This window comes from Azospirillum palustre, assembly GCF_002573965.1.
Taxonomy (GTDB): domain Bacteria; phylum Pseudomonadota; class Alphaproteobacteria; order Azospirillales; family Azospirillaceae; genus Azospirillum; species Azospirillum palustre.
Genome location: NZ_PDKW01000040.1, coordinates 672182 through 695804, shown reverse-complemented (window position 1 = coordinate 695804; position 23623 = coordinate 672182). Strand labels below are relative to the sequence as shown.

At 68.3% G+C, this 23623-nt stretch carries 23 protein-coding genes; 10 read left to right on the top strand and 13 right to left on the bottom strand.

The features are described from left to right. Window positions 1-44 precede the first annotated feature (44 nt). A complete protein-coding gene (gene nosZ, locus CRT60_RS12965; protein ID WP_098736802.1) occupies window positions 45-1994 on the bottom strand; it encodes a TAT-dependent nitrous-oxide reductase in 1950 nt (649 codons plus the stop codon). Window positions 1995-2082: 88 nt separating this feature from the next. After that, window positions 2083-4383: a NosR/NirI family protein gene (locus CRT60_RS12960; protein WP_098736801.1), complete on the bottom strand. Its 2301-nt coding sequence runs from the start codon at window positions 4381-4383 to the stop codon at window positions 2083-2085. Between the two features lie 275 nt (window positions 4384-4658). On the opposite strand from CRT60_RS12960, the gene napE reads away from it, so the two are divergent. The 6 genes from napE to CRT60_RS12930 are packed head-to-tail and all read left to right on the top strand — an operon-like array spanning window position 4659 to window position 9483. Continuing rightward, window positions 4659-4886: a periplasmic nitrate reductase, NapE protein gene (gene napE, locus CRT60_RS12955; RefSeq protein ID WP_098736800.1), complete on the top strand. Its 228-nt coding sequence runs from the start codon at window positions 4659-4661 to the stop codon at window positions 4884-4886. A gap of 13 nt (window positions 4887-4899) precedes the next feature. Next, window positions 4900-5460: a ferredoxin-type protein NapF gene (napF, locus tag CRT60_RS12950; protein ID WP_098736799.1), complete on the top strand. Its 561-nt coding sequence runs from the start codon at window positions 4900-4902 to the stop codon at window positions 5458-5460. Further along, window positions 5447-5749 carry a chaperone NapD gene (locus CRT60_RS12945; protein ID WP_244592458.1) on the top strand — a complete coding sequence of 101 codons (303 nt, stop codon included), beginning with the start codon at window positions 5447-5449 and terminating at the stop codon, window positions 5747-5749. The genes napF and CRT60_RS12945 overlap by 14 nt, the downstream gene beginning before the upstream one ends. A 60-nt stretch (window positions 5750-5809) precedes the next feature. Beyond that, window positions 5810-8302 (top strand): periplasmic nitrate reductase subunit alpha, encoded by a 2493-nt coding sequence (gene napA / locus CRT60_RS12940; RefSeq protein ID WP_098736798.1) that lies wholly within the window; start codon window positions 5810-5812, stop codon window positions 8300-8302. A gap of 15 nt (window positions 8303-8317) precedes the next feature. After that, window positions 8318-8815, top strand: a complete 498-nt coding sequence (locus tag CRT60_RS12935) for a nitrate reductase cytochrome c-type subunit (RefSeq protein WP_098736797.1) — start codon at window positions 8318-8320, stop codon at window positions 8813-8815. Further along, window positions 8812-9483 carry a cytochrome c3 family protein gene (locus CRT60_RS12930; protein WP_098736796.1) on the top strand — a complete coding sequence of 224 codons (672 nt, stop codon included), beginning with the start codon at window positions 8812-8814 and terminating at the stop codon, window positions 9481-9483. The genes CRT60_RS12935 and CRT60_RS12930 overlap by 4 nt, the downstream gene beginning before the upstream one ends. Window positions 9484-9709: 226 nt before the next feature. Here the strand turns inward: CRT60_RS12930 and CRT60_RS12925 are convergent, their stop codons facing one another. The 10 genes from CRT60_RS12925 to CRT60_RS12880 all read right to left on the bottom strand — a co-directional run bounded on the left by CRT60_RS12925 (window position 9710) and on the right by CRT60_RS12880 (window position 19549). Beyond that, on the bottom strand, window positions 9710-10597 hold the full coding sequence (locus tag CRT60_RS12925) for a ParB/RepB/Spo0J family partition protein (RefSeq protein WP_244592457.1): 888 nt from the start codon (window positions 10595-10597) through the stop codon (window positions 9710-9712). Beyond that, window positions 10587-11600 (bottom strand): AAA family ATPase, encoded by a 1014-nt coding sequence (locus tag CRT60_RS12920; RefSeq protein WP_098736794.1) that lies wholly within the window; start codon window positions 11598-11600, stop codon window positions 10587-10589. The genes CRT60_RS12925 and CRT60_RS12920 overlap by 11 nt, the downstream gene beginning before the upstream one ends. Window positions 11601-11817: 217 nt before the next feature. Next, complete coding sequence (locus CRT60_RS12915; protein WP_098736793.1) at window positions 11818-12186, bottom strand: EamA family transporter; 369 nt, start codon at window positions 12184-12186, stop codon at window positions 11818-11820. Further along, a complete protein-coding gene (locus CRT60_RS12910) occupies window positions 12183-13250 on the bottom strand; it encodes an NAD-dependent epimerase/dehydratase family protein (RefSeq protein ID WP_098736792.1) in 1068 nt (355 codons plus the stop codon). The genes CRT60_RS12915 and CRT60_RS12910 overlap by 4 nt, the downstream gene beginning before the upstream one ends. A 4-nt stretch (window positions 13251-13254) precedes the next feature. After that, window positions 13255-14019, bottom strand: coding sequence for a glycosyltransferase family 2 protein (locus tag CRT60_RS12905; protein ID WP_193548422.1), 765 nt, complete (start codon window positions 14017-14019; stop codon window positions 13255-13257). Next, a complete protein-coding gene (locus tag CRT60_RS12900) occupies window positions 14016-14732 on the bottom strand; it encodes a TIGR04282 family arsenosugar biosynthesis glycosyltransferase (RefSeq protein ID WP_098736791.1) in 717 nt (238 codons plus the stop codon). The genes CRT60_RS12905 and CRT60_RS12900 overlap by 4 nt, the downstream gene beginning before the upstream one ends. A 34-nt stretch (window positions 14733-14766) precedes the next feature. Continuing rightward, a complete protein-coding gene (locus CRT60_RS12895; protein WP_244592456.1) occupies window positions 14767-15909 on the bottom strand; it encodes a trans-sulfuration enzyme family protein in 1143 nt (380 codons plus the stop codon). Window positions 15910-16055: 146 nt separating this feature from the next. Then, complete coding sequence (locus CRT60_RS12890; protein ID WP_098736789.1) at window positions 16056-18086, bottom strand: hypothetical protein; 2031 nt, start codon at window positions 18084-18086, stop codon at window positions 16056-16058. Between the two features lie 23 nt (window positions 18087-18109). Further along, entirely contained in the window at window positions 18110-18901 is a 792-nt protein-coding gene (locus CRT60_RS12885; RefSeq protein ID WP_098737019.1) for a molybdopterin-dependent oxidoreductase, read from the bottom strand. A gap of 12 nt (window positions 18902-18913) precedes the next feature. Continuing rightward, a complete protein-coding gene (locus CRT60_RS12880; protein WP_280177223.1) occupies window positions 18914-19549 on the bottom strand; it encodes a cytochrome b/b6 domain-containing protein in 636 nt (211 codons plus the stop codon). 149 nt (window positions 19550-19698) lie between these two features. Between CRT60_RS12880 and CRT60_RS12875 the strand changes: the two genes are divergently transcribed. From CRT60_RS12875 to CRT60_RS12865, 3 genes are all read left to right on the top strand, one after another. After that, entirely contained in the window at window positions 19699-20172 is a 474-nt protein-coding gene (locus CRT60_RS12875; RefSeq protein ID WP_161958041.1) for a PRC-barrel domain-containing protein, read from the top strand. A gap of 329 nt (window positions 20173-20501) precedes the next feature. Next, entirely contained in the window at window positions 20502-21059 is a 558-nt protein-coding gene (locus tag CRT60_RS12870) for a sigma-70 family RNA polymerase sigma factor (RefSeq protein ID WP_098736786.1), read from the top strand. Then, window positions 21056-21691, top strand: a complete 636-nt coding sequence (locus CRT60_RS12865; protein ID WP_098736785.1) for an NrsF family protein — start codon at window positions 21056-21058, stop codon at window positions 21689-21691. The genes CRT60_RS12870 and CRT60_RS12865 overlap by 4 nt, the downstream gene beginning before the upstream one ends. Before the next feature lie 36 nt (window positions 21692-21727). Here CRT60_RS12865 and CRT60_RS12860 read toward each other — a convergent pair whose 3' ends face one another. Continuing rightward, window positions 21728-22405, bottom strand: a complete 678-nt coding sequence (locus CRT60_RS12860; protein WP_098737018.1) for a peroxiredoxin-like family protein — start codon at window positions 22403-22405, stop codon at window positions 21728-21730. A gap of 223 nt (window positions 22406-22628) precedes the next feature. Between CRT60_RS12860 and CRT60_RS12855 the strand changes: the two genes are divergently transcribed. Beyond that, a complete protein-coding gene (locus CRT60_RS12855) occupies window positions 22629-23576 on the top strand; it encodes a LysR family transcriptional regulator (RefSeq protein WP_098736784.1) in 948 nt (315 codons plus the stop codon). Window positions 23577-23623 lie beyond the last annotated feature (47 nt).

Sequence of the window (23623 nt, the reverse complement as noted above, 5' to 3'; positions counted from 1 at the left end):
GGCCCCTTCCCTCTCCCGGGGCGGGAGAGGGAGAACTCAGGCGATCAGGTCGAGGACGGCTCGACGATCATGCGGCCGGCCATCTCCATGTGCAGGGCGTGGCAGAACCACTGGCAGTAGTACCAGTAGACGCCAGCCCGGTCGGCGGTGAAGGTCACCGACGCGGTCGCCTGCGGGCCGACCTCCATGCAGACGCCGTAGTTGGTGATGCTGAAGCCGTGGGTCAGGTCGTCGATGTCGTCCATGTTGGTGACATAGACGGTGACCTCGTCGCCTTGGCGGACCGTGAAGTCCTCCAGACCGAAGGCCGGGGCGCGCTGCCACATGTAGACGCGGACCTTCTTGCCGTCGCGGATGACCTTGGCGTCATCCTCCAGCACCACGCCGTCCTTCTTGGCCTGCTGGCGCGCCTCTTCCCACAGCGGGTCGTTGCGGTCGTAGACCGAGCGCGGGTTCACCTTGGAGCGGTGGACGATCAGCGTGTCGTGCGGCTCGGCGAAGGTGGGGCCGTCATGCACCAGCTTCATCTCGTCGCCGGAGATGTCGATCAGCTGGTCGTTCTCCGGCTTCAGCGGGCCGACGTTGAGGAAGCGGTCCTTGGAGAACTTGTTCAGCGACACCAGCCACTTGCCGTCGGCCTCCTTGGTCTCGCCCATCGAGCTGTGGTTGTGGCCGGGCTGGTACTGGACGTCCAGCTTCTGGACGATCGGGTCGATTTTCTCGCCCTTGAAGGCCCGCCGCGCCTTGTCGATGTTCCACTTCACCAGCTGGCTGTCGAGGAACAGGGTGGTGTAGGCGTTGCCGCGGCCGTCATAGGCGGTGTGGAGCGGGCCGAGGCCGAGCTGCGGTTCGGCGACCACCACGTCGCGCGGCTTGATCTTGTCGTCGAACAGATCGTCGAGCAGGCGCACGTCGAAGACGGTGACGGTCGGCGACAGCTTGCCGTTGACGGTGACGTGGATGCCGTCGGGAGCCGCATTGATGCCGTGCGGGTTGGCCGGCACCGGGATGTAGCGGGTGTAGGGGCTGCCATGGCGGCCATCGACCACCGGCACGCCGTTCACCGCCTGGATCTTGCCGGCCTTCACCGCCTCGTCGATGCGCTTCAGGTTGAAGACGACGACCCAATCCTGCTCGCCGCTGGTCATCTCCGCCGCGGTGACGCCCTCTTCGGAATCGTAGCAGGTGGAGAAGGCGTATTTGCCCTGATAGTCGGCGTCGGTGTTGTCGAGGTTGCCGTCGACCCAGACCTGCCACGCGATCTTCATCGTGTCGCCGTCGATGGCGGTGAAGTGCGACTTGTAGGCTTTGGTGGCGGTCAGGTCGCGGCCGTCGTTCGGGGTCGGCACGCGCTGTTCGCCGTTGGCGAAGACATAGCCGGTGCGCGGGTAGCGCTGCGGACGCAGACCGTGGATGGCGGCGGCGTTGGGGATCTCGATGATGGTGTCGGTCTTCATGATGTCGCAGCGGATGCGCGCGACACGGGTGTTGGCCTTGTCGTTGATGAAGATGTAACGGCCGTCATAGGTGCCGTCGGTGAAGGACATGTGCGGGTGGTGGGCGTCGCCGTTCAGATAGATGCCGCCGCGCGTCTCCAGAAACTTCTTCGTTTCCGGCAGCATATGCTCGGTCAGGATCTTCCGGCTCTCGTTGGTCATGCCCCAGCCGGTGGCGGAGCAGCGGTTGAAGACCGGAATCCGCATCAGCTCGCGCATCGACGGCAGGCCGAGGATGCGGACTTCGCCGGAATGCCCGCCGGAATGGAAGGCGTAATATTCGTCGAGGTCGCCCGGCTTCACTTCGGCGTTGAGGTGGCCGGCCTGGGCGTTCGCCGCCAGGGCCTCGCCGGCGCCGAACAGGGCGCTGCCGGCGATGCCGCCGGCGGTCGCTCCGCCCACGGCACCGCCGAGGCCGGCAAGGGCCGCCGCCTTCGCCGTTCCGCCCAGTAGCGCACGGCGGTTGACGCCTGCGCTGTTGTTGGTCTCGCTCGACATGGTCTGCTCCTTCGCTGCCCCCGGCTTGCGGGGGTGTCATGGGGCCCGTTGCGACCGGGTCCCGTTATCGGGGTGGAGGGGATGAGGGTCAGGATCCGTGCGGCCGGATCGTCAGCCGGCCGGTGGCCGGGTCGGCGGTCGCCACCGTGCTGCGGGCCGGGGCGCTGCGGGCGGCTGCCTCTTTTTCGGCGGCCAGCTTGGCCTCGGCGGCCTGCCACTTCTCGCGCTTCTGCCGCTTCTGGATCATGACCGGGCATTTGTGGTCGTGGTGGTAGAGCATCTGGCAGTGCAGGCACTGGATGCATTCGTTGGGGTTGATCGAGCCGTCGGGGTGGATGGCCTGCACCGGGCATTCGTTGCCGCAACGCTGGCACGGGCTGCCGCATTCCTTGTAGCGGCGCAGCCAGTCGAACATCCGCAGCCGGCCGGGGATCGCCAGTGCAGCACCCAGCGGGCAGAGATAGCGGCAGAAGAAGCGTTCGATCACCAGCCCGGCCGCCAGCAGCGCCACGGCGAAGGCGACGAACCACCAGTCGCGGATGAAATGCAGGATGATGGCGGTCTTGAACGGCTCGATCTCCGCCGCCTTCTCCGCCGTGCCCAGCGATTGCAGCGACACGCCGAACAACAGCAGGAAGACGATGTACTTGATCGGCCACAGCCGCTGGTGCAGGGCGAAGGGGACGGTGATCTGGCGGATGCCGATCCTTTTGGCCGCCTTCGACGCCAGCTCCTGGAGCGCGCCGAACGGGCAGAGCCAGCCGCAGAAGGCGCCCCGGCCCCAGAACAGCAGCGACGCCGCCACCGAGAACCACAGGATGAACACCAGCGGGTCCATCATGAAATAGTCCCAGCGGAAGTCGGTGCGCAGCGCGTTGGCGAAGGTCAGGATATTGACCACCGACAGCTGGGCCGTGGCGTACCAGCCGAGCCAGACCAGGGTGAAGACCAGATAGGCGGTGCGGACGCGCTCGTACAGCTTCGGGCGTTTGGTCAGCTGGTCCTGGAAGAAGAAGATGCCGGTCAGCAGCAGGATGGCGGAGGCCAGCATGGCGACGTCGAGCCGGCGGTTCTGCCAGATGCGCTGCCACAGCGGAACCTCGGCGGCCTCCTCCGCAGCCTCGGCACCGGCGGCCTGGATGGCCGGGCTGTGGCTGGCGGACGGGTCGGGAGACTGGGCGGCGGTGGGAACCGGCTGTTCGGTCTTCAGGTATTTGTCGGGCGGCTGGTAGCCGAGATCGAAGGTGACGAACACCTTGTCGAGTGCCGCGATGGCGCGCTGGACCAGAAGCTGGAGACGCCAGGGCTCGGCCGGGTTGAACTCGGTGCCTTCCGGCAGGACGAACAGGCCGATTTCCGGGAAATCGGGGGCACCGGCGGCGGCGATGCTGCCCAGGCGCTTGTGCATCTTGTCGCGGAAGCGGATCGAGCCCTCATGCTGGATCATCTCGACACGGTCGAAGATGCCGCCGCGGACATAGCCCGATCCCTTGAAGGAATAGCGCCCCTGCCCCGCCACCCACACCGCCTGCTGGCCGGGCTTCAGCCGCCGGGTCAGGGTCTCGTACTCGGCATCGCCCAGCAGCGAGCGGCCGATGGACGGGATCGACACCAAGGCGGCGTAGAGGTCGATGAAGGTCTCGTCGGGGCTGCCGGCCTCGGCGCGGGCGATGGCTTCGCTCCTGCCGGTCTTCTCGAAGGCGGCGTTCACCTCCCCCACCGTCAGGGTCAGGCGGCGGACCGAACCGTCGCCGACCAAGGTCGTCCAGTCCTCCACCGCCATCTTCGACAGGTCGACCGACTTGACGATGGTCGGTGCTGTGTCCGGCCCGGCCTTCCCCAGGCTTTGCATCACCTTCTTGCCGGAGCGGATGATGGAATCGCCGATCACCATCACCGTCACCGTGGCGCCCGATACGATGTCGACCGGCGGGCTGGCGGCGCTCTGGGTGGCGAGCGCCAGCACGTTCTTGCCGACATAGCCGTCGATGAAGCCATTGATGCGGGCCGGCGGGATGCCGATCAGCACGATGGGCTCGTGATGGTCCATCAGCCGGGCGCCGGTCACCGTGCCGTCCGCCGTCAGCCCGACGACCACGTCGATGGGGCGGCCGGAATAGCCGGTGGTGTTGACGAAGTCGGAGGTCAGATAGGCGTGGCCCACCACCGCAGCGCCCTTGTAGACGGGAACGGTGGGGGTGTTCGGGGTGGGCTGGCCGAAACGGTCGGCGCCGGGAACGAGGTCGGAGGGTTGCAGCTTCGCCAGATAGGGCAGCAGCCGGCCGCTGTCGGCGGCCTCAGCCGTGGCGATCCCGGTCAGCAGCAGCAGGACGGCGACGAGCGCCGATCCCACCCAACGTTGTACGCGCCTGAACCTCACGACGGCCATCCTCCGGCTTTCGCCACCTTGCGGCGGTGTCTGCATTGGTGTCTCGGAGGGCATGAAAGCGCTTGGCGGCGGGGGAGTTCTTGACCGCGGTCAAGTGCGACGGGGGAGGTTCGTGCGAATTGCGCCAGATCAACAACCATTGGGGGAAAGAAGGCGGTGGCCCGGCGCTATTCCTCCGATGGCATAACTCCTCAGGGACAGGTGTTTCTGCGAAACGATCCCGGCAATTCGTGGTTGGACCTGTCAGCCTGAGATCGAGCAGAAGGCCGCATTCCATGAGCGCAGCCCGACAATCCAGCGCAGCCCGCAGTTTCGATGCCTCCCGTCCTGACGGCCCGCGTCCGCCGGTGGATCGCGGAACCCGTCGGCGCGAGCTCGCCATGTTCCTGCTGCTGGCGGTGTTCATCTGGCCGGTTCTGTCGGTCGCGGTGGTCGGCGGCTATGGCTTCGTCGTGTGGATGTCGCAGCTGATCCTGGGCCCGCCCGGTCCGCCGCCGGTCTGAGGAGAGCTGCCCGATGGCCGAGGATGGCTTAGACAGGGAGGCCGTAAACCGCGACAGGCGGAGCCTTCTGCGCGGGCGGCCGTTGGCCGGGCCGCCGCCCATCCATCCCCCCTGGTCGCGTCCCGATTATTTCACATCGCTCTGTATCCGCTGCGGCGCCTGTGCCGAGGCCTGCCCGGAGGCGATCCTGCGGGCGGGCGACGGCGGCTATCCCGAGGTCGATTTCGCCCGTGGCGAGTGCAGCTTCTGCGGCGCCTGCGCCGAGGCCTGCGCCGAGCCGATCTTCGACCGGACGATGCCGCCCTGGGCCTTGCGCCCCGCCGTAGCGCCCTCCTGCCTCGCGGTGCAGCGGGTGGTGTGCCGGAGCTGCCAGGATGCCTGCCCGGAAGGGGCGATCCGCTTCCAGCCGGCGCCGGGCGGGGCCGCCCATGCCCGGATCGACGATGCGGCCTGCACCGGCTGCGGCGCCTGCGTCGCCGCCTGCCCGTCCGGGGCCGTCACCCTCATCCGCCAGAGCGACCCTCACAAAACCGCCCCTCAAAAGATTGGGAGCCCAGCCCATGCCGCGCGCTGACATCCCCGGAGATGACATCACCGGAGCGGGGACGGCGGGCGAACGGCATCTCGCCTCGCTGCTGCTGCATGTGCGGCCGGAGCGGCAGGCGGCGGTGCGCGCCGTCATCGCGGCCATGCCCGGCACCGAGCTTCACATCGAGCAGCCCGGCAAGATGGTGGTCACCGTCGAAGGGCCGCACGAGGGCTGGATCGCCGACCGGATGACCGCGCTGCATCTGCTGGAGGGCGTGTTCTCCGCCGTCATGGTCTTTCATCACATCGACCGGGCGGGGGCCGTCGAGGCCTGACACCGCCCCGCCCTGCCCCGCCAGCCGGTTCCGGACACCAGAAGAAGAGGGGGGACGCCCATGTTGGACCGTCGCGACTTCATCAAGGCACAGGCGGTGGCCGCCGCCGCGGCTGCCGGGGGCCTCAGTTTGCCGGCCGCAGCGCAGAGTTCCCTGGTGGCGGGGGAGGACGCCACGCTGAAATGGTCGAAGGCGCCCTGCCGCTTCTGCGGCACCGGCTGCGGCGTGATGGTCGCGACCAAGGACAACCGCGTCGTCGCCACCCATGGCGACATGCAGGCCGAGGTGAACCGCGGGCTGAACTGCGTGAAGGGCTATTTCCTGTCCAAGATCCTCTATGGGCAGGACCGGCTGACCCAGCCGCTGCTGCGCATGCGCGACGGGCAGTACCACAAGGAGGGCGAGTTCCAGCCGGTGTCCTGGGACCGCGCCTTCGACGAGATGGCGCGCCAGTGGAAGCGGGTCATCAAGGAGAAGGGGCCCGACGCCGTCGGCATGTTCGGCTCCGGCCAATGGACGATCTGGGAGGGCTATGCGGCGTCCAAGCTGATGCGCGGCGGCTTCCGCACCAACAACCTCGACCCCAATGCCCGCCACTGCATGGCGTCGGCCGCCGTCGCCTTCATCCGCACCTTCGGCATGGACGAGCCGATGGGCTGCTACGACGATTTCGAGAATGCCGACGCCTTCGTGCTGTGGGGCTCCAACATGGCGGAGATGCACCCCATCCTGTGGACCCGCATCACCGACCGCCGGCTGGCCCACAACCATGTGAAGGTGGCGGTGCTGTCGACCTTCGAGCATCGCAGCTTCGAACTGGCCGACATCCCGATGATCTTCACGCCGGGCACCGATCTGGCGATCCTGAATTACATCGCCAACCACATCATCCAGACCGGCCGGGTGAACCGGGAGTTCGTCGAGAAGCACTGCAACTTCCGGCTCGGCCAGACGGACATCGGCTATGGGCTGCGGCCGGAAAGCGTGCTGGAGGTGCGGGCGGCCAACGCCAAGGACCCCACCGATTCCAAGCCCATCGACTTCGACGCCTTCGCCAAATTCGTCAGCACCTACACGCTGGACTATACGGCGGAGCTGACCGGCGTGCCGAAGGAGCGGCTGGAGGCGTTGGCCGAGCTGTATGCCGATCCGAAGGTCAAGGTGATGTCGCTGTGGACCATGGGGTTCAACCAGCATGTCCGCGGCGTCTGGGCCAACCACATGGCCTACAACATCCATTTGCTGACCGGAAAAATCTCCGAACCGGGCAACGGCCCCTTCTCGCTGACCGGGCAGCCGTCGGCCTGCGGCACGGCGCGCGAGGTCGGCACCTTCGCCCACCGGCTGCCCGCCGACATGCAGGTGACCAACCCGACCCACCGCGCCCACACCGAGGAGGCGTGGAAGCTGCCCAAGGATCTGCTGCCGGCCAAGATCGGCTATCACGCCGTCCAGCAGGACCGCATGCTGAAGGACGGCAAGCTGAACGCCTACTGGATCATGGTGAACAACAACCTCCAGGCGGCGCCCAACAGCGGCAACGAGACCTATCCCGGCTACCGCAACCCCGACAATTTCATCGTGGTGTCGGACGCCTACCCCACCGTCACCGCGTCCGCCGCCGACCTGATCCTGCCGGCGGCGATGTGGGTGGAGAAGGAGGGCGCCTACGGCAATGCCGAACGCCGCACCCATTTCTGGCACCAGCTGGTCACCGCACCGGGGGAGGCGCGGTCGGACCTGTGGCAGCTGATGGAGTTCTCCAAGCGCTTCACCACCGACGAGGTGTGGCCGGCGGCGGTGCTGGACGCCAACCCGTCCTATCGCGGCAAGACCCTGTTCGACGTGCTGTACCGCAACGGGACGGTGGACCGCTTCCCGGTGTCGGAGATCGATCCCGACTATGCCAACGACGAATCGCGGGCTTTCGGCTTTTACGTCCAGAAGGGGCTGTTCGAGGAGTATGCCGATTTCGGCCGTGGGCACGGTCACGATCTGGCGCCCTTCGACCGCTATCATCAGGTGCGCGGCCTGCGCTGGCCGGTGGTGGACGGCAAGGAGACGCGCTGGCGCTACCGCGAGGGCCACGACCCGTTCGTGAAGGCGGGGGAGCAGGTGCGCTTCTACGGCAATCCCGACGGCAAGGCGAATGTCTTCGCCTTCCCCTACGAGCCGCCGGCCGAGGTGCCCGACCGGGAGTTCGACCTGTGGCTGGTGACGGGGCGCGTGCTGGAGCATTGGCACAGCGGGTCGATGACCATGCGGGTGCCGGAACTGTACAAGGCGATGCCGATGGCGCTGGTCTTCATGCACCCCGACGACGCCAAGGCACGGGGCCTGCGCCGCGGATCGGAGGTGAAGGTGGTCTCCCGCCGCGGCGAGATGATCACGCGGGTCGAGACACGTGGGCGCAACAAGCCGCCGCGCGGGGTGGTGTTCGTGCCGTGGTTCGACTCCGCCCGGCTGATCAACAAATGCACGCTGGACGCCACCGACCCGATCAGCAAGCAGACCGACTTCAAGAAATGCGCCGCCAGGATCGTGGCCGTGTGAGGGAGGAGTTGAGCCATGCGTCCCCATCACCTCGCCGCGCTGGCGGCCCTGCCCTTCCTCGTGCCGGCGGTGCTCTCGGCGCAGAACGCGAACCAGGGCGGGCCGCCGCTGCGGCTGGACTCGCCCTTCCGCCCGCCGTTGAATTTCGTCGAGCAGAACCCTGCCCCGCCGATCCCGCCGGACGTCACCGATGACCGCCGCGTCGCCCGCAACTACCCCGAACAGCCGCCGGTCATCCCGCACAATGTCCGCGACTATCAGATCACCCTGAACAACAACCAGTGCCTGACCTGCCACAGCCGCCGCTTCACCGAGGCGGTGCAGGCGCCGATGGTCAGCATCACCCATTACGTCGACCGCGAGGGCCAGACGCTGGGGGCCGTGTCGCCGCGGCGGTATTTCTGCATGCAGTGCCATGTGCCGCAGACCACGGCGCAGCCCATCGTACCCAACATGTTCAAGGATTTGGACACCCTGGTCAGCCGGCCGTCGGACCGGGGGGACCGTCCATGAGGGCGCGCATCCCGGTCTCGGTGAAGACGGCGTGGCGGACCTTCTCCAGCCCCAGCCGGACCTTCAGCCTGGGCTTCCTGACGCTGGGCGGCTTCATCGCCGGCGTGGTGTTCTGGGGCGGCTTCAACACCGCGCTGGAGGCGACCAACCGGGAGGCCTTCTGCATCGGCTGCCACGAGATGCAGGCCAACCCCTATGAGGAGCTGAAGCAGACCATCCACTTCACCAACCGGTCGGGCGTGCGGGCGACCTGCCCCGACTGCCATGTGCCGCACCAGTGGACCGACAAGATCGCCCGCAAGATGCAGGCGTCGAAGGAGGTCTGGGGCAAGATCTTCGGCACCATCGACACCCGCGACAAGTTCGTCGCGAAACGCCGCGAACTGGCCGAGCATGAATGGGCGCGGCTGAAGGCCAACAACTCGTTGGAATGCCGCAACTGCCACAGCGCGGATTCGATGGACATCACCAAGCAGGGGGCACGGGCGGCGCGCATCCACGAACAGTATCTGTTCACAGGCGAGCGCACCTGCATCGACTGCCACAAGGGCATCGCCCACCGCCTGCCCGACATGCATGGCGTGCCCCCGGGCTGGAGCGAGGTGTCCGACACCCCGCAGAAGCCCATCGGGCATTGGCTGGCGGACGGGAGAGGGGAGGGGCGGTGAGGGGGTGAGATCCCCTCTCCCCCCCGGGGAGAGGGTTAGGGTGAGGGGGATGCGGAGGGAGGATCTTCAACGATCGGGACGTTGCAATGTTTCCCGGTAATCCACCCTGTGGGTCCCCCTCACCCCGACCCTCTCCCCGGGGGGGAGAGGGAGGTTAGGTGGGAGAGGGCGTGATCCCGGTCGGAATCCGACCACTGCAAGACGGGTGGTCGGATTCCGACCGGTGCTACTGCCCGGCCGCGGCCAGGATCGCGTCGATGGCGCTGCGCATGTCGGCCAGCGCCTGACGGTCGGTGTCGGACAGCGACTGCGGCTTGGCCTGGAGTTCCCGCAGCACGTCGCGGGCCTGGAACACCGGCTTGGCGGTCCGGGCGGGCAGGGCGCTGGAGGCGATGCCGGCGGGCGCACTGACCGGTTCGCGCCTGGACGGAGCGGCGGCGGGTGCCGCCGGGGAGGCGGGCAGGGGGCCCATCTCGGCGCGCTTCAGCTTCTCCCAGGCGCGGAGCTGCTCGTCCCGGTCGTCGATGGCGGCGAGCGCCTCCAGCTTCGCCTTGGTCGGGCGCAGCAGGGGATAATCCTCGCGGATCGCCGGGGCCAGGCGCTGGAAGGACAGCATCATGGTGACGTAGGTCTTCTTGCGGCCCAGCGCCTCGGCAAGCTGGCGGTGGGAGTAGCCGTGCCGTTCGGCCAGCCGGGCCAGCGCGTCCGATTCCTCCAGCGGGTTCAGGTCGCTGCGCTGGAGGTTCTCGACGATGGCGATCTCCTCGTCGTCGTCGCCGGTGAACAGGATGCCGAAGATGGTCTCCCGCCCCAGCATCCGCATCGCCCGCAGCCGCCGCTCGCCATAGACCAGCTGCCAGCGGTCGTCGGCGGTCTGGCGCACGCCGATGGGCTGTTGCAGCCCGTGGCGCTCGATGGAGGATGCCAAGCCGCGCAACTCCTCCTCGTCGAACTCGCGGCGCGGCTGGTTCGGGTTGGGGGCGATGCGGTCGACCGGCACCTCCACCAGATGCGGCGCATGGCGGCTGAGGCCGAACAGGGCGTCCTTCATCCTGGCGGCTGCGGTGGCGCTCTGCGCCGGCTTGGTTGCCTTGCCGAGAAGACTACGCGACACGGTCGACCTCCTTGATGCGGGCGGTGCGTTCCTCGGCGAGGGCGGATGCGACATCGCGGTAGACGGCGGCGCCGGCCACGTCCGGCATCGCTTCCACCGCCGCACGGCCGACCGAGGTCGCCTGGGCATAGACCGACGCCTTCGGCACCGGATCGAACACCCGCAGATGCGGGCCGTATTCCTCGTGGATCTGCTCCAGAACCTCGCGGTCGTTGCGTTCGCGCTGCTTGAAGATGGTCGGCACGATGCCGAGCACCGACAGGCCGGTGTTCATCCGGCGGCGGATCTTGGTGACGTTTTCCAAGAGGAAGGCCATGCCGAGCAGGCTGAACTTCTCGGTCTGGCAGGGGATGACCGCGGTGTGGGCGGCGACCATGGCGTTCTTGGTCAGCTCGCCGATGTTGGGAGGCGTGTCGATGACGATGAAGTCGAAGCTGCGCTTCGCCGCGGCGATCTTCTCCTTCATGATGAAGTCGCCGCCGGCCTCCTTGCCCAGCTCCACCTCGGTCTCGGCGAGGCGGATGGAGGAGGGGGCGACGCGCAGGCCGCTTTCCGGCACGGTGACGAGGATGTCGTCCAGCTCCAGATCGCCATGCATGACGTAGTAGAGGGTCTTGCCCTCCGTCTCCATGGTGTAGGAATCGATGCCGAGATGCTGGGTGGCATTGGCCTGCGGATCGCAGTCGATCAGCATGGTGGCGTAGCCCTTGATCGCCAGGGCCGAGGCGATGTTCACCGCCGACACCGTTTTGGCGCAGCCGCCCTTCTGGTTCGCTACGACGACGACCAGCGCCGGACCGCCCAGCCTTTCCGGCTCCGGCCCGTTGATTTCGCGCGTCATCAGTGCATCGACCGCCGCCGGGATGCGCTCCGCGTCATTTTCCCAGCGGCTGATCTTCTGCTTGTCGTAGCGGCGCTGCAGCCGTTCGTTCAGCCAGACGGCGAACTCGGACTGCGACAGCCCTTTCGTTTCCCGATGGGTCCGCAACTCGTCGCCCTTCACCGTCCCCTCCCCAGCATGAACCGGGCCGGAGGGTAGGGGTAGACGCTACAATGGTCAAGGAAAGGCATGCCCGCCGTCGTGCCCGACACCATCCGAAGCGCAAGTTCGCGGACTTCAGGGGCTTATTCCGGTGATGCCTGCCTCGTCATGACGACCCCGGTTTCTCGGAAGAGGGGGCCTTCGGAAAACCCGACGCGGTTCAGTCATCGCCATACGATCACTCCCCCGCAAGCACGATCACCCCAGCCACGATGATCGTCGTTCCAACCAGGCGGCGAACGGTCATCGGCTCACCGAGCACCCACCAGCCGGCGAGAGCGACGAGAGCGAAGCCGAATGCGAGAAAAGGATAGGCGAACGACGCATCCGCCCTGCTCAGCACCCTGAGCCAGACGAGCAGACTGAAGCCGTAGCAGGCGAGCCCGCCGAGGATGGCCGGGTGCCGGATCATGACGGCGAGGCTTCCGGTTCCCAATGGATCGCTTGCGCCGAATCCCTGCCGGGCGCCCCAGCGCAGCATGATCTGCGCGGACGCGTTGAGCGTCACGCTGGTCAGGATCAGGCCGAGCAATATGGTGCGGCTCATGGGAGGCGCACCATGGCACCGGGTGACGCAGGGTCGAGATGGGCGAGTTCCGCCATGCCCTCGGCGAACCCGATGCGCGGGCGCCAATCGAAGCGGTTGCGCAGCCGCGAGGAATCGGCGGTGATGTGACGCACGTCGCCCAGCCGGTACTGCCCCGTCACCACGGGAGGCGGGCCGTTCAGCGCCCTGGACAGCGCCTCGGCCATGTCGCCGACCGTGCGTGGCGTGCCGGATCCCACATTGTAGGCCGCGACCCCGGTCGTCTGTCCTTCGCAGGCGGCGACGGTGGCCGAGGCCACATCGCGGACATGCACGAAGTCCCGTCTCTGCCGGCCATCCTCGAAGACCCGCGGAGCCGCGCCGCGCCGCAGCGCGGAGGTGAAGATCGAGGCGACGCCGGCATAGGGGGTGTCGCGCGGCATGCCGGGCCCGTAGACATTGTGATAGCGCATCGTCGCGACCGTACCGCCGGTCGACCGCGCCCAGTTGGCGGCGTAGAATTCCTGCGCCGCCTTGCTGGTGGCATAGGCGTTGCGCGGGTCGAACGGCGTGTCCTCGGCGACGAGCAGGTTTTCGAGCGGCTGGCCGCACAGCGGGCAGGGCGGCTCGAACCGCTGCTGCACCAGCGCGCTTTCCAGCCGCGGCGCCGGCCGGACCCGTCCATGCTCGGCACAATGGCCGAAGCCCTCGCCATAGACCACCATCGAACTGGCGAGCGTCAGACGGGATACGCCGGCGCGGGCCATCGCCACCAGAAGCTCGGCCGTGCCGACCTCGTTGGAGGAGGCGTAGTCGGGCATGTCGCCGATGGCGACGCCAAGCCCGACCTTGGCGGCGAGATGAACGACGGCGTCGACACCGGCGACGGCCCGGTCGAGGATCGCGGCGTCGCGCACGTCGCCGATCAGCGCCTCGACGCCGGCCGGCACCGTCCAGGCCGATGGGGTGGGGTGCACGTCGGGACGCAGCGAGTCCAGGACGCGCACCTCGTGGTTCCGGCGCAGAAGCTCGGCCAGCACATGCCCGCCGATGAAACCGGCCCCGCCGGTGAGGAGAACGCGCATGTCTTTACCTCCGAACCATGGTCTGCGCCGGCCGGCCTTCGGCGTCGGTGGGCTTGGCGTCGGCGGGCTGCCGCCATGCAAGGCGGAGGAAGGTGGTCGCGATCTTCCAGGCGGCGGACAGGCCGGCGGCGAGGTTGCCGGACACCTTCGACCGGCCGCCGCGCCGGCACCGGTGATCGACCGGGATTTCCCGGCAGCGCAGGCCGGCTGCCGCCCGCATCTGCATCTCCAGGTTCCAGCCGTAGGTTTCCTCGGTCATGCCCAGCGCGCGCAGGCTGTCGACCCGCATCGCTCGCAAGGGCGACATGTCGGTGAAGCGGACCCGGTAGGTCAGCCGCAGCAGCGCCCCGGCGATCCGCCCCGCCACGATCTGCTGCGGCGTCATCGAGCCGCGCTCACGCCGCCCGCGCAGGCGCGAGCCCATGACGAAGTCCGCCTCGCCGTCGGCGACCGGCCGGACGATCTGCGGGATGAAGCCGGGCACGTCGCTGCCGTCGCCGTCGAGGAAACAGACGATCTCCGTTCCGGGCCGGACGGCGGCCAGCCCGGCGGCGCAAGCGCGGCCGTAGCCGCGCGCCGGCTGGGCCACGACACGGGCGCCCGCGGCGGCGGCCCGCTCGGCGGTCCGGTCGGTGGAACCGTTGTCGACGACGATGACCTCGCCGACGCCCTCGGCCATCGCCTCCCGCACCACCTCGGCGATGGAGTCCTCCTCATCGAGGCAGGGGATGACGACGGCCACGGTTTCAAGCGGCGGCGCGCTGCTCATGACGCCATCGCCGTCCGGCGGCGTTGCACGAACGCGCGGGTGCGTGGCGCCTCCTGCACCGGCCGGCCCGCGGCGGAGAAGGGCGGTGGCCGGCCGTCGAGCTCATCCTCCAGCATGGCGTAGGACCGGGCATCGTCCACGTCGTACCAGGGATCGAGCGATATCACCGGAACGCCGAGCGTGCGCGCCCGTTCAAGCGTCAGACTGTAGACCGTGCCGGTGCTCCAGGGGATGTCCGCGAACAGTCCGGGATGGGGCCGCGACAGGCCGATGAGCGTGTAGCCGCCATCGAGTGCCGGGCTGATGACGGCGTTGTCGCCGGACTTGAGCGCCTGGACCGCGGCGCGGAGGATGTGGCGCGGCAGCGTCGGGCTGTCGGAGTTGACGAGGATGGCGCCGGCATGGCCCTGCGCCAGCAGGTCGGTGATCCCCCGGTCCAGCCGCCGGCCGAGATCCCCCTCGCCCTGGGGGACCAGCCCGAATCCGTCGGGAAGCAGGTGCCGCAGCTCCTCTTCGGAGCCCACCGGGGTATAGACCGCATAGCCGGGCGCGTCGCCCCCCTCCGACAGGCCGGCGATGGTCGCGGCCAGATCGGCGATGAAGCAGCCGGAGATTTCGGCACACTCCTCCGGCGGCAGAGGCGGCGACAGCCGGGTCTTGGATTTGCCGGGTCTGGGCGTCTTGCAGATGATGGCCACCGCTATGGTCGTCATGGGCCGGGTCTCCGCCGGAATGAGGGAGGGTCGATCAGCTGATGGGGGCGAGCGCCTGCTCCAGGTCGCCGAACAGGTCGTCCGGGTCTTCGAGCCCGACCGACAGGCGCAGCAGGTCGTCGGGGCAGGGCGATCCCTGGCCCTCGATCGAGGACCGGTGCTCGATGAGGCTTTCGATGCCGCCGAAGGAGGTCGCCCGCCGCCAGAGATGGACATTGGCGGCCACCTTCACTGCCGCCGCCGCCCCGCCCCTGACGCGGATGGACAGCATGCCGCCGAAGCCGCCGGACATCTGGCGGGCGGCGATGGCGTGGCCGGGATGGCCGGCAAGGCCGGGATAGAGCACGGCGGACAGCGCCGGATGGCCGGTCAGCCGGCCGGCCAGGGTTGCCGCGCTGCGGCTCTGCTCGCGCACCCGCAGGTCGAGCGTCCGCAGGCCGCGCATCAGGAGCCAGGCGTCGAACGGACCGGGCGTCGTGCCGTGCTGGTCGCGGATGGCCGCGATCCGGTCCCACAAACCCGATGGGGCCGAGGCCGCCAGGGCGCCGGCGACCACATCGGAGTGGCCGTTGAGGTATTTGGTCGCGGAATGCATCACGATGTCGGCGCCGCAGTCGAGCGGCCGGGTCAACACCGGCGTCACCGCCGTGGAATCGACGCAGACCAATGCACCCGCGCGGTGCGCAAGTTCGGCGACGGCGGCGATGTCGGTGACGGTCCAGAGCGGGTTGCTCGGCGTTTCGATCCAGACGATGCCGGTGCGGCCCGGCCGGATGGCGCGGCCGACGGCGTCGAGGTCGGCCATGTCGGCGAAGGTCACCTCGTGCCCGTAGCGGTGGGCCTCGGCGAGCCAGACATGCAGCCCCCAATACATGTGTTGCGGAGCGACGATGTGGGTGGGCGATGCCGCCAGGAACAGGGTGGTGGCGGCCGCCATGCCCGAGCCGAAGAGCAGCGCCTCGCGGGCATGTTCCAGGTCGGCGATCTGACGCTCCGCCTGCTGGACCGACGCGTTGTCCTTGCGCCCGTAGACGTGGCCGGAGCTGTAGCCATTGTCCGCGTCGCGCATGTAGGTGGCGCTCACGTCGATGGGCGGCGTCAGCGAGGCGGCCAGGGAACGGCCGGCGCCCAGGGCCCGCGCCGTCAGCGTGCGTGGCATCGGTGTGCGTGGCGTCAAGATTGAGGGCCTCAGGATGTTGCTCCGGTGGTCGCCGATGGGGGGTGATGGGGAGTGATGGTGGGGCGGAACGGATGGCTCATGGGGGGATACGGTGGTCGGCGGCCCGTCGTTACAGCCCGGCCGGATTTATTTCGGGGCCGTGTTCAGTTGCCTGCCATCCGGGGGCCGGCAACGTAGATCCGCCACAGGCCGGGTTCGGTTTCGGCGAGGCGGTAGACGGGGCTTGCCGCGAAGGGGTCATGGCTCCAGGCGCCGTCGAAGACCGTGACCGCCGCCACGTCGCAGCGATGGGTCCGGGCGAGCGCCCGGATGTCGTCCGGCGTCCCGTCACCGGCGAAGACCCGCCGGAACTGCTCGGCGACCGCCGTCCGCCGCTCGGACGACAGGGCGGCGAAGGCGATGGCCAGTTCGTTCCCGGCGAAGCAGGAGCGGCGGTCGGCGAACAGCGCCCAGGACAGGTTCACCGGCCAGGGCGTCATGTCGGCGAACAAGGCGGGGTTGCTGGCGACCCGTGCGTCGGGCGGCGCATGGCGCCGGACCGCCTGCCACAGGGCCGGCGACCGCGCGAACGCGGTGGCCGAGGGGGAGGGCTTGCCCGCCAGATTTTCGGCGGCGAGGCGCAGCCCGTCGGGCAGGGTCGCCGTCGCGGCAGCCATCGCCAGGACCAAAGGGAGCGCCGCCCGCCGCTCCATGCAGCGGGCCAGCCCGGCCCCGGCGGCGGCCGTCAGCACCATCAGGCCGGGCAGCACAGCGCGCCAGCCGAGATCGTTGTTCACACCGGTTGTGCTGACGAGCAGCCAGCCCGTGCCGAGGCTGGCCGCCGCCAGGATGGCGAGGGCGCGGACGAGCGGGCCATCCGGCCCCGTATCCGGCCCCGTATCCGGCCGCTTATCCGGCCGCGCCGCCATCCGCGCGAGAGCGATGGCCCCCGCGAGATAGACGAGCGGAAACTCGACGACCAGCAGCACCAGCCAGTAGGCCGGCAGGTCGAGCACCCGGCCGAGCGGCTGGGGCAGGGCAGGCCCCAGCACTTCGAAGGGATCGATGGCGATGAGACGGCCGCCACCCCGGGCGACGGCGCTGCGATACTGCTCGACCAGAAGCGGGGAGGCGATGGCGAGGGCGACGACCGCCGCGATGCCGCCGAGCAGGAGGAAGGTTCCCGCCCCGCCGGCCGGGCGGGAGCGAGCCGGGCGGGAGCGAGCCAGGAAAAGGGCGCATCCGGCGGCGGCCAGGGCGAAGACCACCCCGCCGACCCAGATCGAACTCTCGTAGGCCGCCGCCGCCAGCAGCGCCAGGGTGACGGTCGTGAGCGCTCCGGGCTGCCGGGCGAGCCGGACCATGGTCATCGCCGCCACCACGACGCAGCCCGCGGCCTGGACATGGTGCGGGCTCCAGCTTGTCTGGAACAGCCATCCGGCGAGCCCGGTGGCAGGCTGGAGCCAGTGTGCGAGCGTCTCCTCGCCGACCGTTGCGGCCAGGACCGGCCGCAGCGAACCCAGGCCGCTGAGGCCTATCGCGAGGAAAGAGGCGAGGGTGCGGCCGCTGAACCGACGGGCGAGCCCGGCCATCAGCAGCAGGGTCGAGAAGGCGGTCAGCCAGCTTGCCGCCGCGTCGGCCTCCCAGCCGGTCGCGCCGGTGAGTTGGGCAAGCTGTGCGGCGCCGAACTGCCAGAGATAGTAGTAGGCGACCCCGGCCGGCGCCTCCGCCCCGCCATAGACCGGGTTGACCGGCGGGACGCCCTCCCGGACGATCTGGTCGATCAGCGCGATCTTCGCGTGATCGAAGAGTGCCGGCGCCACGGCGACGCCGTCGCCGATGAATTTCGGCAGCACCGCAAGCGCCGGTCCGGCCGCCATGACGGCGGCGGCGAGACAGACCCACAGGGTGAGGGGTGGGATGCGATGGTCGCTCCCGCTGCCGTCTCGACGGACCCGCAGGAGCCCGGCCGCACAGATCAGGGCCACGGCGCCGACGGTCGCAACCGGCGAGAATCCGACGACGAGCGAGAGCAGCAGGGCCAGGGCGTTCTGCACCGCCCAGCCCAGGACGGGCGCCAGCGCCAAGGCGACGGCACGGTCGAACGCCAGCGACCGCGCGAGCGCGTAGCCGCTGGCCATCCACAGGACAAGGCCGGTCGCGATGCAGAGGGCGACAAGGGACAGCGAAGGCACGATTTATCCGGCTTCCGGCATGGTCAAAGCCCGCTGAACCAGTTGAAGCCCTGCTTCTCCCAGAAACCGGGTGAATAGCTGTTGGTGACCTCGATGGCACGGATCCATTTCGGGTTCTTGAAGCCGAGCTTCACCGCCGTGCGCAGGCGCAGAGGAAAGCCGAAGGGATCGGTGATCGGCTCGCCCGCATATTTGGTGGCCAGAATGGTCTGGGGGTGCAGAGCCGAGGGCATGTCGATGCTCTCCATGTAATCGTCGTTCCCGTGGAAGACGACGTATCTGGCGCTCAGGTCCGCCCCCACCCTTGTGAGGAAATCCCGGAGGTTGGGGCCCGACCACTGGCCGATGTAATCCCAGCCCTCGACGCAGATGTGCCTGATGATTTCCTCCTGTTCCGGCAGGGCGTAAATCCGCTCCAGGCTCCAGGGCCGCTTGTCGGCGATCAGTCCGCTCAGCTCCAGGTTCCAGCCGCCGATGTCGACCGGCTTCAGATCCTCGATCTCGTAATAGGCGTTGAAGCGCGGCGGCTTCACGACCTGGGACGCGGCATAGGTCGGTGCCAGCCTGTTCGGATCGAACAGCAGGGCCTGAACCCCGTCGTTGAAACCGGACACAGCCCGGAGAACGGTTTGGACGGCATCGCGGTCGGAGATGTTGCAACCGGTCAGCATCGTCAGGGCGCCGAGGCTGAGGGTGCCGCGCAGCAGCTTGCGGCGGTCGATCGTCTCGACGAGTCCGCGGTGTTCGGTGAGGACGCTCTGGTCCGGTCCGCGTTGCGGCCGGAAGAGCGAGGTGAACGGGCGGCGCAGAGGCATGGTCGGCATCCGTCACGGGTTCGAGGCTTGGGAGGGCGCCACCGGAGTCTCCCGGTCGGCATCGAGGCGCGGTCCGCCGGTCAGCATGCCGAGAAGGGTCCGCGGCACCAGGATCGCCAGCGAGACATGGACCAGGACGAACAGCACGATGGCCGTCATTCCGGCGAAATGGGCCAGACGCGCCCCCTGGAAGTCGTAGAAGAGCGACACGAGGAAAGAGAATTGCACCGGCTTCCAGATGGCGAGGCCGGAAACGACCTGAAGCGCCACCACGAGGATCACGCCGACATAGAGACTCTTCTGGACGGCGTTGTACCGGGTGAGGTCGGCATGCTTGAGCCGGAATCTCAGGGCGGCCAGGGCTTCGCGGACCAGGTCACCCGGAGATATGGGGAAGAACAGCCGGCGGAACCGGCCGGACAGGACGCCGTAGGTCAGATAGGCGATCCCGTTCAGCACCAGGATCCACATGCCCAGGAAGTGCCATTGCAGGGCGTGCTGCGCCCATATGCCGAGCACGATCTCCTCGGGGAAATGCAGAAAGCCGAACAGAACCTCGTCGTTGTAGATCTTCCATCCGCTCATGATCATGATGATCATCGCCGCCGCGTTCGTCCAATGCATCAGCCTGACCGCAAGCGGATGCATAAATCTGGAATATTTCATTTTCGGCATTCCTCATGTTTACATATGAGATATTTTCTTTTCTACGGCGAATATTGACGCACATCCGTAACTGGTCTATTTTTTTGTTCAAGTCTTCCAGATTTCCATGAGGCATCATCATGCGATCCACCATGGCTGTTCTTCTTCTCGCTGCGATGACACTGGGCCCGATCCGAAGCCCGGCCCATGCCGACGATGCCAGGCCCAGGCGAGCGGAGGGGGGAGCCCACACCCAGACGCAGCCCGCGGCGGACAGCTCGACGCCGGAGGAGCGGATGAAGCGGCGCTTCCCGCAGAAAGTCCGGGTCGGCGATCTGCGGGGGCTTCCCCTGCTCGACGAGGACGACCGTACGCTTGGCCATGTGACGGAGGTGGTTCGGATGCCGAACGGCAGGATCGTGCTGGTGTCGCGGTGCGACGACTGGTTCGGCCATGGCGGGCGTCTGGTCGGCATCCCCATCGAGACGGTGGCGATCCTCGCGCGGCACCTGAATGTGCTGGACATTCCCAGGAAGGACTTCCCCTCCCTTCCCAGCTGGAAAGAGGCCGACGGCGCCGCGATCGCCGACGACGACATCATCCACGTCGCCATCTCCCGCCGTTGAGGACGGGCGTCCCTCGTTGCGCCGTGCGCCATGGATGTTTCTCGGCGGCATTCCCGATCTCCGCATTCGCTGGGGCGGGGAGACCGGTCCATCCTGGCCGGGAGTATCCCCTTTCAGGTCCTTACGCCGCGAAGCACCGGTTCGTTACAAAGTCTGCGCGGGCGAAACGAATGGACGCCGGAAACCGGAAACCGGAAGCCGGATGGGCACGCAGGCCGGCGTCCTGCCGATCACGCCTTTGTGACCGACGGTGATTTCGCGATTCGGATCGGGTGCAATACAATGAAGCCTCGGCCTGACCGTCATCGCATCCGGACCGGGGGACGAGCATGTGGGACCAGGGATTGGAGCAGGAATGGGCGGACCTGATGCGCATGGCGCTCGCAGGCGATTCCGCTGCCTACCGCCAGTTCCTGCTTTGCATCACTCCGCATCTGCGGGCGATGGCGCGGTCGCGCTGCCGGACGCTGGGCGCGCCGGACAGCGAGACCGAGGACATCGTGCAGGAGGTTCTGCTGGCGATCCATCTCAAGCGTGGGAGCTGGGATTCGTCACGGCCGATCGGTCCCTGGATCGGGGCGATCGTCCGCAATAAGATCATCGATGCGCTGCGCCGGAGGGGCCGGCGGACGAATGTGCCGATTGAGGACGTCATGGACACGTTGGCGGCCGAGGAGCAGGCCGGGGGCTTGGCGCAGCTGGACATCGACAGCCATCTGGCCACCCTGAAGCGGCGGCAGCAGGACATCGTCCGCTCGATCTCCATCGATGGCGACAGCATCCGCGAAACCGCCAACCGCTTCAAGATGACCGAGGGCGCAGTGCGCGTCGCGCTGCACCGGGCGCTGAAGTCCCTGGCGCAGCTGTGCCGGATCCAGTCGACATGAGGACAGAGGATTTGATCGACCGGCTGGCGCTCGACCCGCCGCCGCGTTTCGGCTTCGGTACGGCCTTCCTGACGGCGACCCTGCTGAGCATTCTCGTTGCCGGCGGCATCTTCCTCGCCGTGATCGGGATCCGGCCGGACATCGGACGGGCGGCGGAGAGCGCAAGTTTCCTGTTCAAGTTCGTCGCGACGATGCCGTTGGCCCTGGGCGCCCTGGGCGTCGCCCTGCGCCTGAGCCGGCCGGGAATGGCGGCCGGCGGTTGGCGGCTGGTGCTTGGCGCCGTTCCGGTCCTCCTGGCGACTGCGGTCGCGTTGGAGCTTCATCAGGTTCCGGCGAGCCTTTGGCAATCCCGCCTCGTCGGCTCCAACGCCGGCTTCTGCCTGATCCTGATCCCTCTGATGGCCATTGGGCCGCTTGCCCTCCTGATCGCCGCGATGCGGCGGGGCGCTCCGGAGCGGCCGGCGCTGGCGGGCGGGTTCGCGGGTCTGGCGGCGGGCGGCATCGCGGCGACTTTCTATGCGATGCACTGCCCCGACGACAGTCCGCTTTTCGTGGCGGCTTGGTATTCCGCCGCTATCCTCGTCATGGGGGTTGCGGGTTGTCTCGCCGGACGCCGGTTCCTGAGATGGTGAACCGCAATGGCAGTCCGAGGTTGCGATCGCCGGAGATCAGGCGGCCGCCGTCCGGCCGGCGCCGCGCAGGGCCGGCAGCATGTCCTCGGGTTCGGGGCGGCGGGTGTAGTCCGGGTTGACCTCGGCGTAAAGGACCGTGCCATCCTGCCCGATGACGAAGCGGGCCGGCATCGGCAGGGTCCAGCTCGGGTCGCCGTTGAACGCCGGCAGGTCGTTCTTCAGCCCCTTGTACAGTTCGACCAGATAATCGGGCAGCGCAAAGCGCAGGCCGAACGCGGCGGCGACGTCGTTGTTCGGATCCGACAGGATCGGGAAGCCGAGCGCGTTCTGGCGCACAGACTTGCGGCTGTTCGGGGCCGTCTGCGGCGAAATGGCGACCAGATTGGCACCGAACGACTGGAAGGTCGGCAACGCCGCCTGCAACGCCTGCAGCTCCATGTTGCAGTAGGGGCACCAGACGCCGCGGTAGAAGCTGACCACCAGCGGCCCCTCCGCCAGCAGGGCGGTGGACGACACCGCCTTGCCGTCGGGATCGTTCAACGTGAAGGCGGGGGCCTTGTCCCCGGCCTTGAGCGCACGGCCGGCGGCGCCCGAGGCGATCAGTTCGGCGGTGGCGCGGTGCATCGTCTCGATCACCGGGCGGGGGACATTGTAGGGCGGCTTGCCCGCCTGGAAATCGGCCTTGAAGGCGTCGAGCTTGTCCTGAAGCGACATGGGGATCTCCATCGTCGTGGGGAGTGGAGGGAAAATGCGGATCGACCGTTCGCGGCGGCGGAGCGGGCGAGCGACTGGCCGGCGGGCACGATCTCGTCGACGGCTCCCAGTCCTTCGCGGTCTTCCCTTGCAGCGTCGCCGCCGATGGGAGAGTTATCGCCATTCCAATCTCCGGGCGGCAGACCGGCCGGAGCGATAACGGAAATTCCTGTCAGGAATAACGATGGACCGATTGCAGGCGATGGCCAGCTTTGTGCGGGTGGTGGAGACCGGCTCCTTCTCGGCTGCCGCCCGGCAGTTGGGGGTGGGGCAGCCGGCCATCTCCAAGACAATCGCGCAGTTGGAGGAGCGGTTGCAGGTGCGCCTGCTGCTGCGCTCGACGCATGGCCTGACGCCCACCGAAGCGGGGCTTCGATTCTATGAGCGCGCCCGGCTCGCCATCCGGGAAGCCGATGAAGCGGAGCTGGAGGCACGGGGCGCCGGTGCCGGGCTGTCGGGCCGGCTGCGCATTTCCGCCGCGACCACCTTCGCCCGGCTGCTGATCGTGCCGCGCCTGCCCGAATTCCTGAGCCGCCATCCGGACCTGGACATGGAGGTGATCCTGGACGACCGGGTGATCGATCTGGTTTCCGAGGGGATCGACGTCGCGCTGCGCATGGGCATGCTGTCGGATTCGACGGCGGTGGCGCGGCGGATCGCCAGCGGTGGCCGCTCGGTCGTGGCGACGCCCGCCTATCTTGCCCGCGCGGGCGTGCCGCGGACCCCGGCCGACCTCGCCGATCATGACGCGGTGGTCTATAGCCAGCTCAGCAACAGTTGGGCGTTCCGTCAGGGCGGAACCGAAGCGTCGGTCGTGGTGCGCGGCCGGCTGCGGGTCAGCGCGGCGGAAGGAATCCGGGCGGCGGTTCTGGCCGATCTGGGGCTGGCGGTCGCGTCCGACTGGATGTTCGGTCCCGAGCTTGCCGACGGGTCGGTGCAGCGGGTGCTCGAAGACTGGACATTGCCGCCAATCGATTTGTGGGCGGTTTTCCCCACCGGGCGGCTGGCCAGCACCAAGGCGCGCGCTTTCGCGGAGTTCGTCGCCGGCATCGTGAACGGCGAAGGGGCGCCGGCGGAGGACGCCGAGTTGGATGAACGCCGGTCCAGCCGCGATCATTCCCAGGAGGCATAGGCATTAGTCGCGCGGCCCGCCTACGCGCCGCCCCTGCAATGGGTCAG

Excerpts from the sequence above, each read along its gene's own strand:
- nosZ (WP_098736802.1), bottom strand. The coding sequence starts at position 1,994 with ATGTCGAGCGAGACCAACAACAGCGCAGGCGTCAACCGCCGTGCGCTA.
- CRT60_RS12960 (WP_098736801.1), bottom strand. The coding sequence starts at position 4,383 with ATGGCCGTCGTGAGGTTCAGGCGCGTACAACGTTGGGTGGGATCGGCG.
- napE (WP_098736800.1), top strand. The coding sequence starts at position 4,659 with ATGAGCGCAGCCCGACAATCCAGCGCAGCCCGCAGTTTCGATGCCTCC.
- napF (WP_098736799.1), top strand. The coding sequence starts at position 4,900 with ATGGCCGAGGATGGCTTAGACAGGGAGGCCGTAAACCGCGACAGGCGG.
- CRT60_RS12945 (WP_244592458.1), top strand. The coding sequence starts at position 5,447 with ATGCCGCGCGCTGACATCCCCGGAGATGACATCACCGGAGCGGGGACG.
- napA (WP_098736798.1), top strand. The coding sequence starts at position 5,810 with ATGTTGGACCGTCGCGACTTCATCAAGGCACAGGCGGTGGCCGCCGCC.
- CRT60_RS12935 (WP_098736797.1), top strand. The coding sequence starts at position 8,318 with ATGCGTCCCCATCACCTCGCCGCGCTGGCGGCCCTGCCCTTCCTCGTG.
- CRT60_RS12930 (WP_098736796.1), top strand. The coding sequence starts at position 8,812 with ATGAGGGCGCGCATCCCGGTCTCGGTGAAGACGGCGTGGCGGACCTTC.
- CRT60_RS12915 (WP_098736793.1), bottom strand. The coding sequence starts at position 12,186 with ATGAGCCGCACCATATTGCTCGGCCTGATCCTGACCAGCGTGACGCTC.
- CRT60_RS12910 (WP_098736792.1), bottom strand. The coding sequence starts at position 13,250 with ATGCGCGTTCTCCTCACCGGCGGGGCCGGTTTCATCGGCGGGCATGTG.
- CRT60_RS12905 (WP_193548422.1), bottom strand. The coding sequence starts at position 14,019 with ATGAGCAGCGCGCCGCCGCTTGAAACCGTGGCCGTCGTCATCCCCTGC.
- CRT60_RS12900 (WP_098736791.1), bottom strand. The coding sequence starts at position 14,732 with ATGACGACCATAGCGGTGGCCATCATCTGCAAGACGCCCAGACCCGGC.
- CRT60_RS12885 (WP_098737019.1), bottom strand. The coding sequence starts at position 18,901 with ATGCCTCTGCGCCGCCCGTTCACCTCGCTCTTCCGGCCGCAACGCGGA.
- CRT60_RS12880 (WP_280177223.1), bottom strand. The coding sequence starts at position 19,549 with ATGCATCCGCTTGCGGTCAGGCTGATGCATTGGACGAACGCGGCGGCG.
- CRT60_RS12875 (WP_161958041.1), top strand. The coding sequence starts at position 19,699 with ATGGCTGTTCTTCTTCTCGCTGCGATGACACTGGGCCCGATCCGAAGC.
- CRT60_RS12870 (WP_098736786.1), top strand. The coding sequence starts at position 20,502 with ATGTGGGACCAGGGATTGGAGCAGGAATGGGCGGACCTGATGCGCATG.
- CRT60_RS12865 (WP_098736785.1), top strand. The coding sequence starts at position 21,056 with ATGAGGACAGAGGATTTGATCGACCGGCTGGCGCTCGACCCGCCGCCG.
- CRT60_RS12860 (WP_098737018.1), bottom strand. The coding sequence starts at position 22,405 with ATGTCGCTTCAGGACAAGCTCGACGCCTTCAAGGCCGATTTCCAGGCG.
- CRT60_RS12855 (WP_098736784.1), top strand. The coding sequence starts at position 22,629 with ATGGACCGATTGCAGGCGATGGCCAGCTTTGTGCGGGTGGTGGAGACC.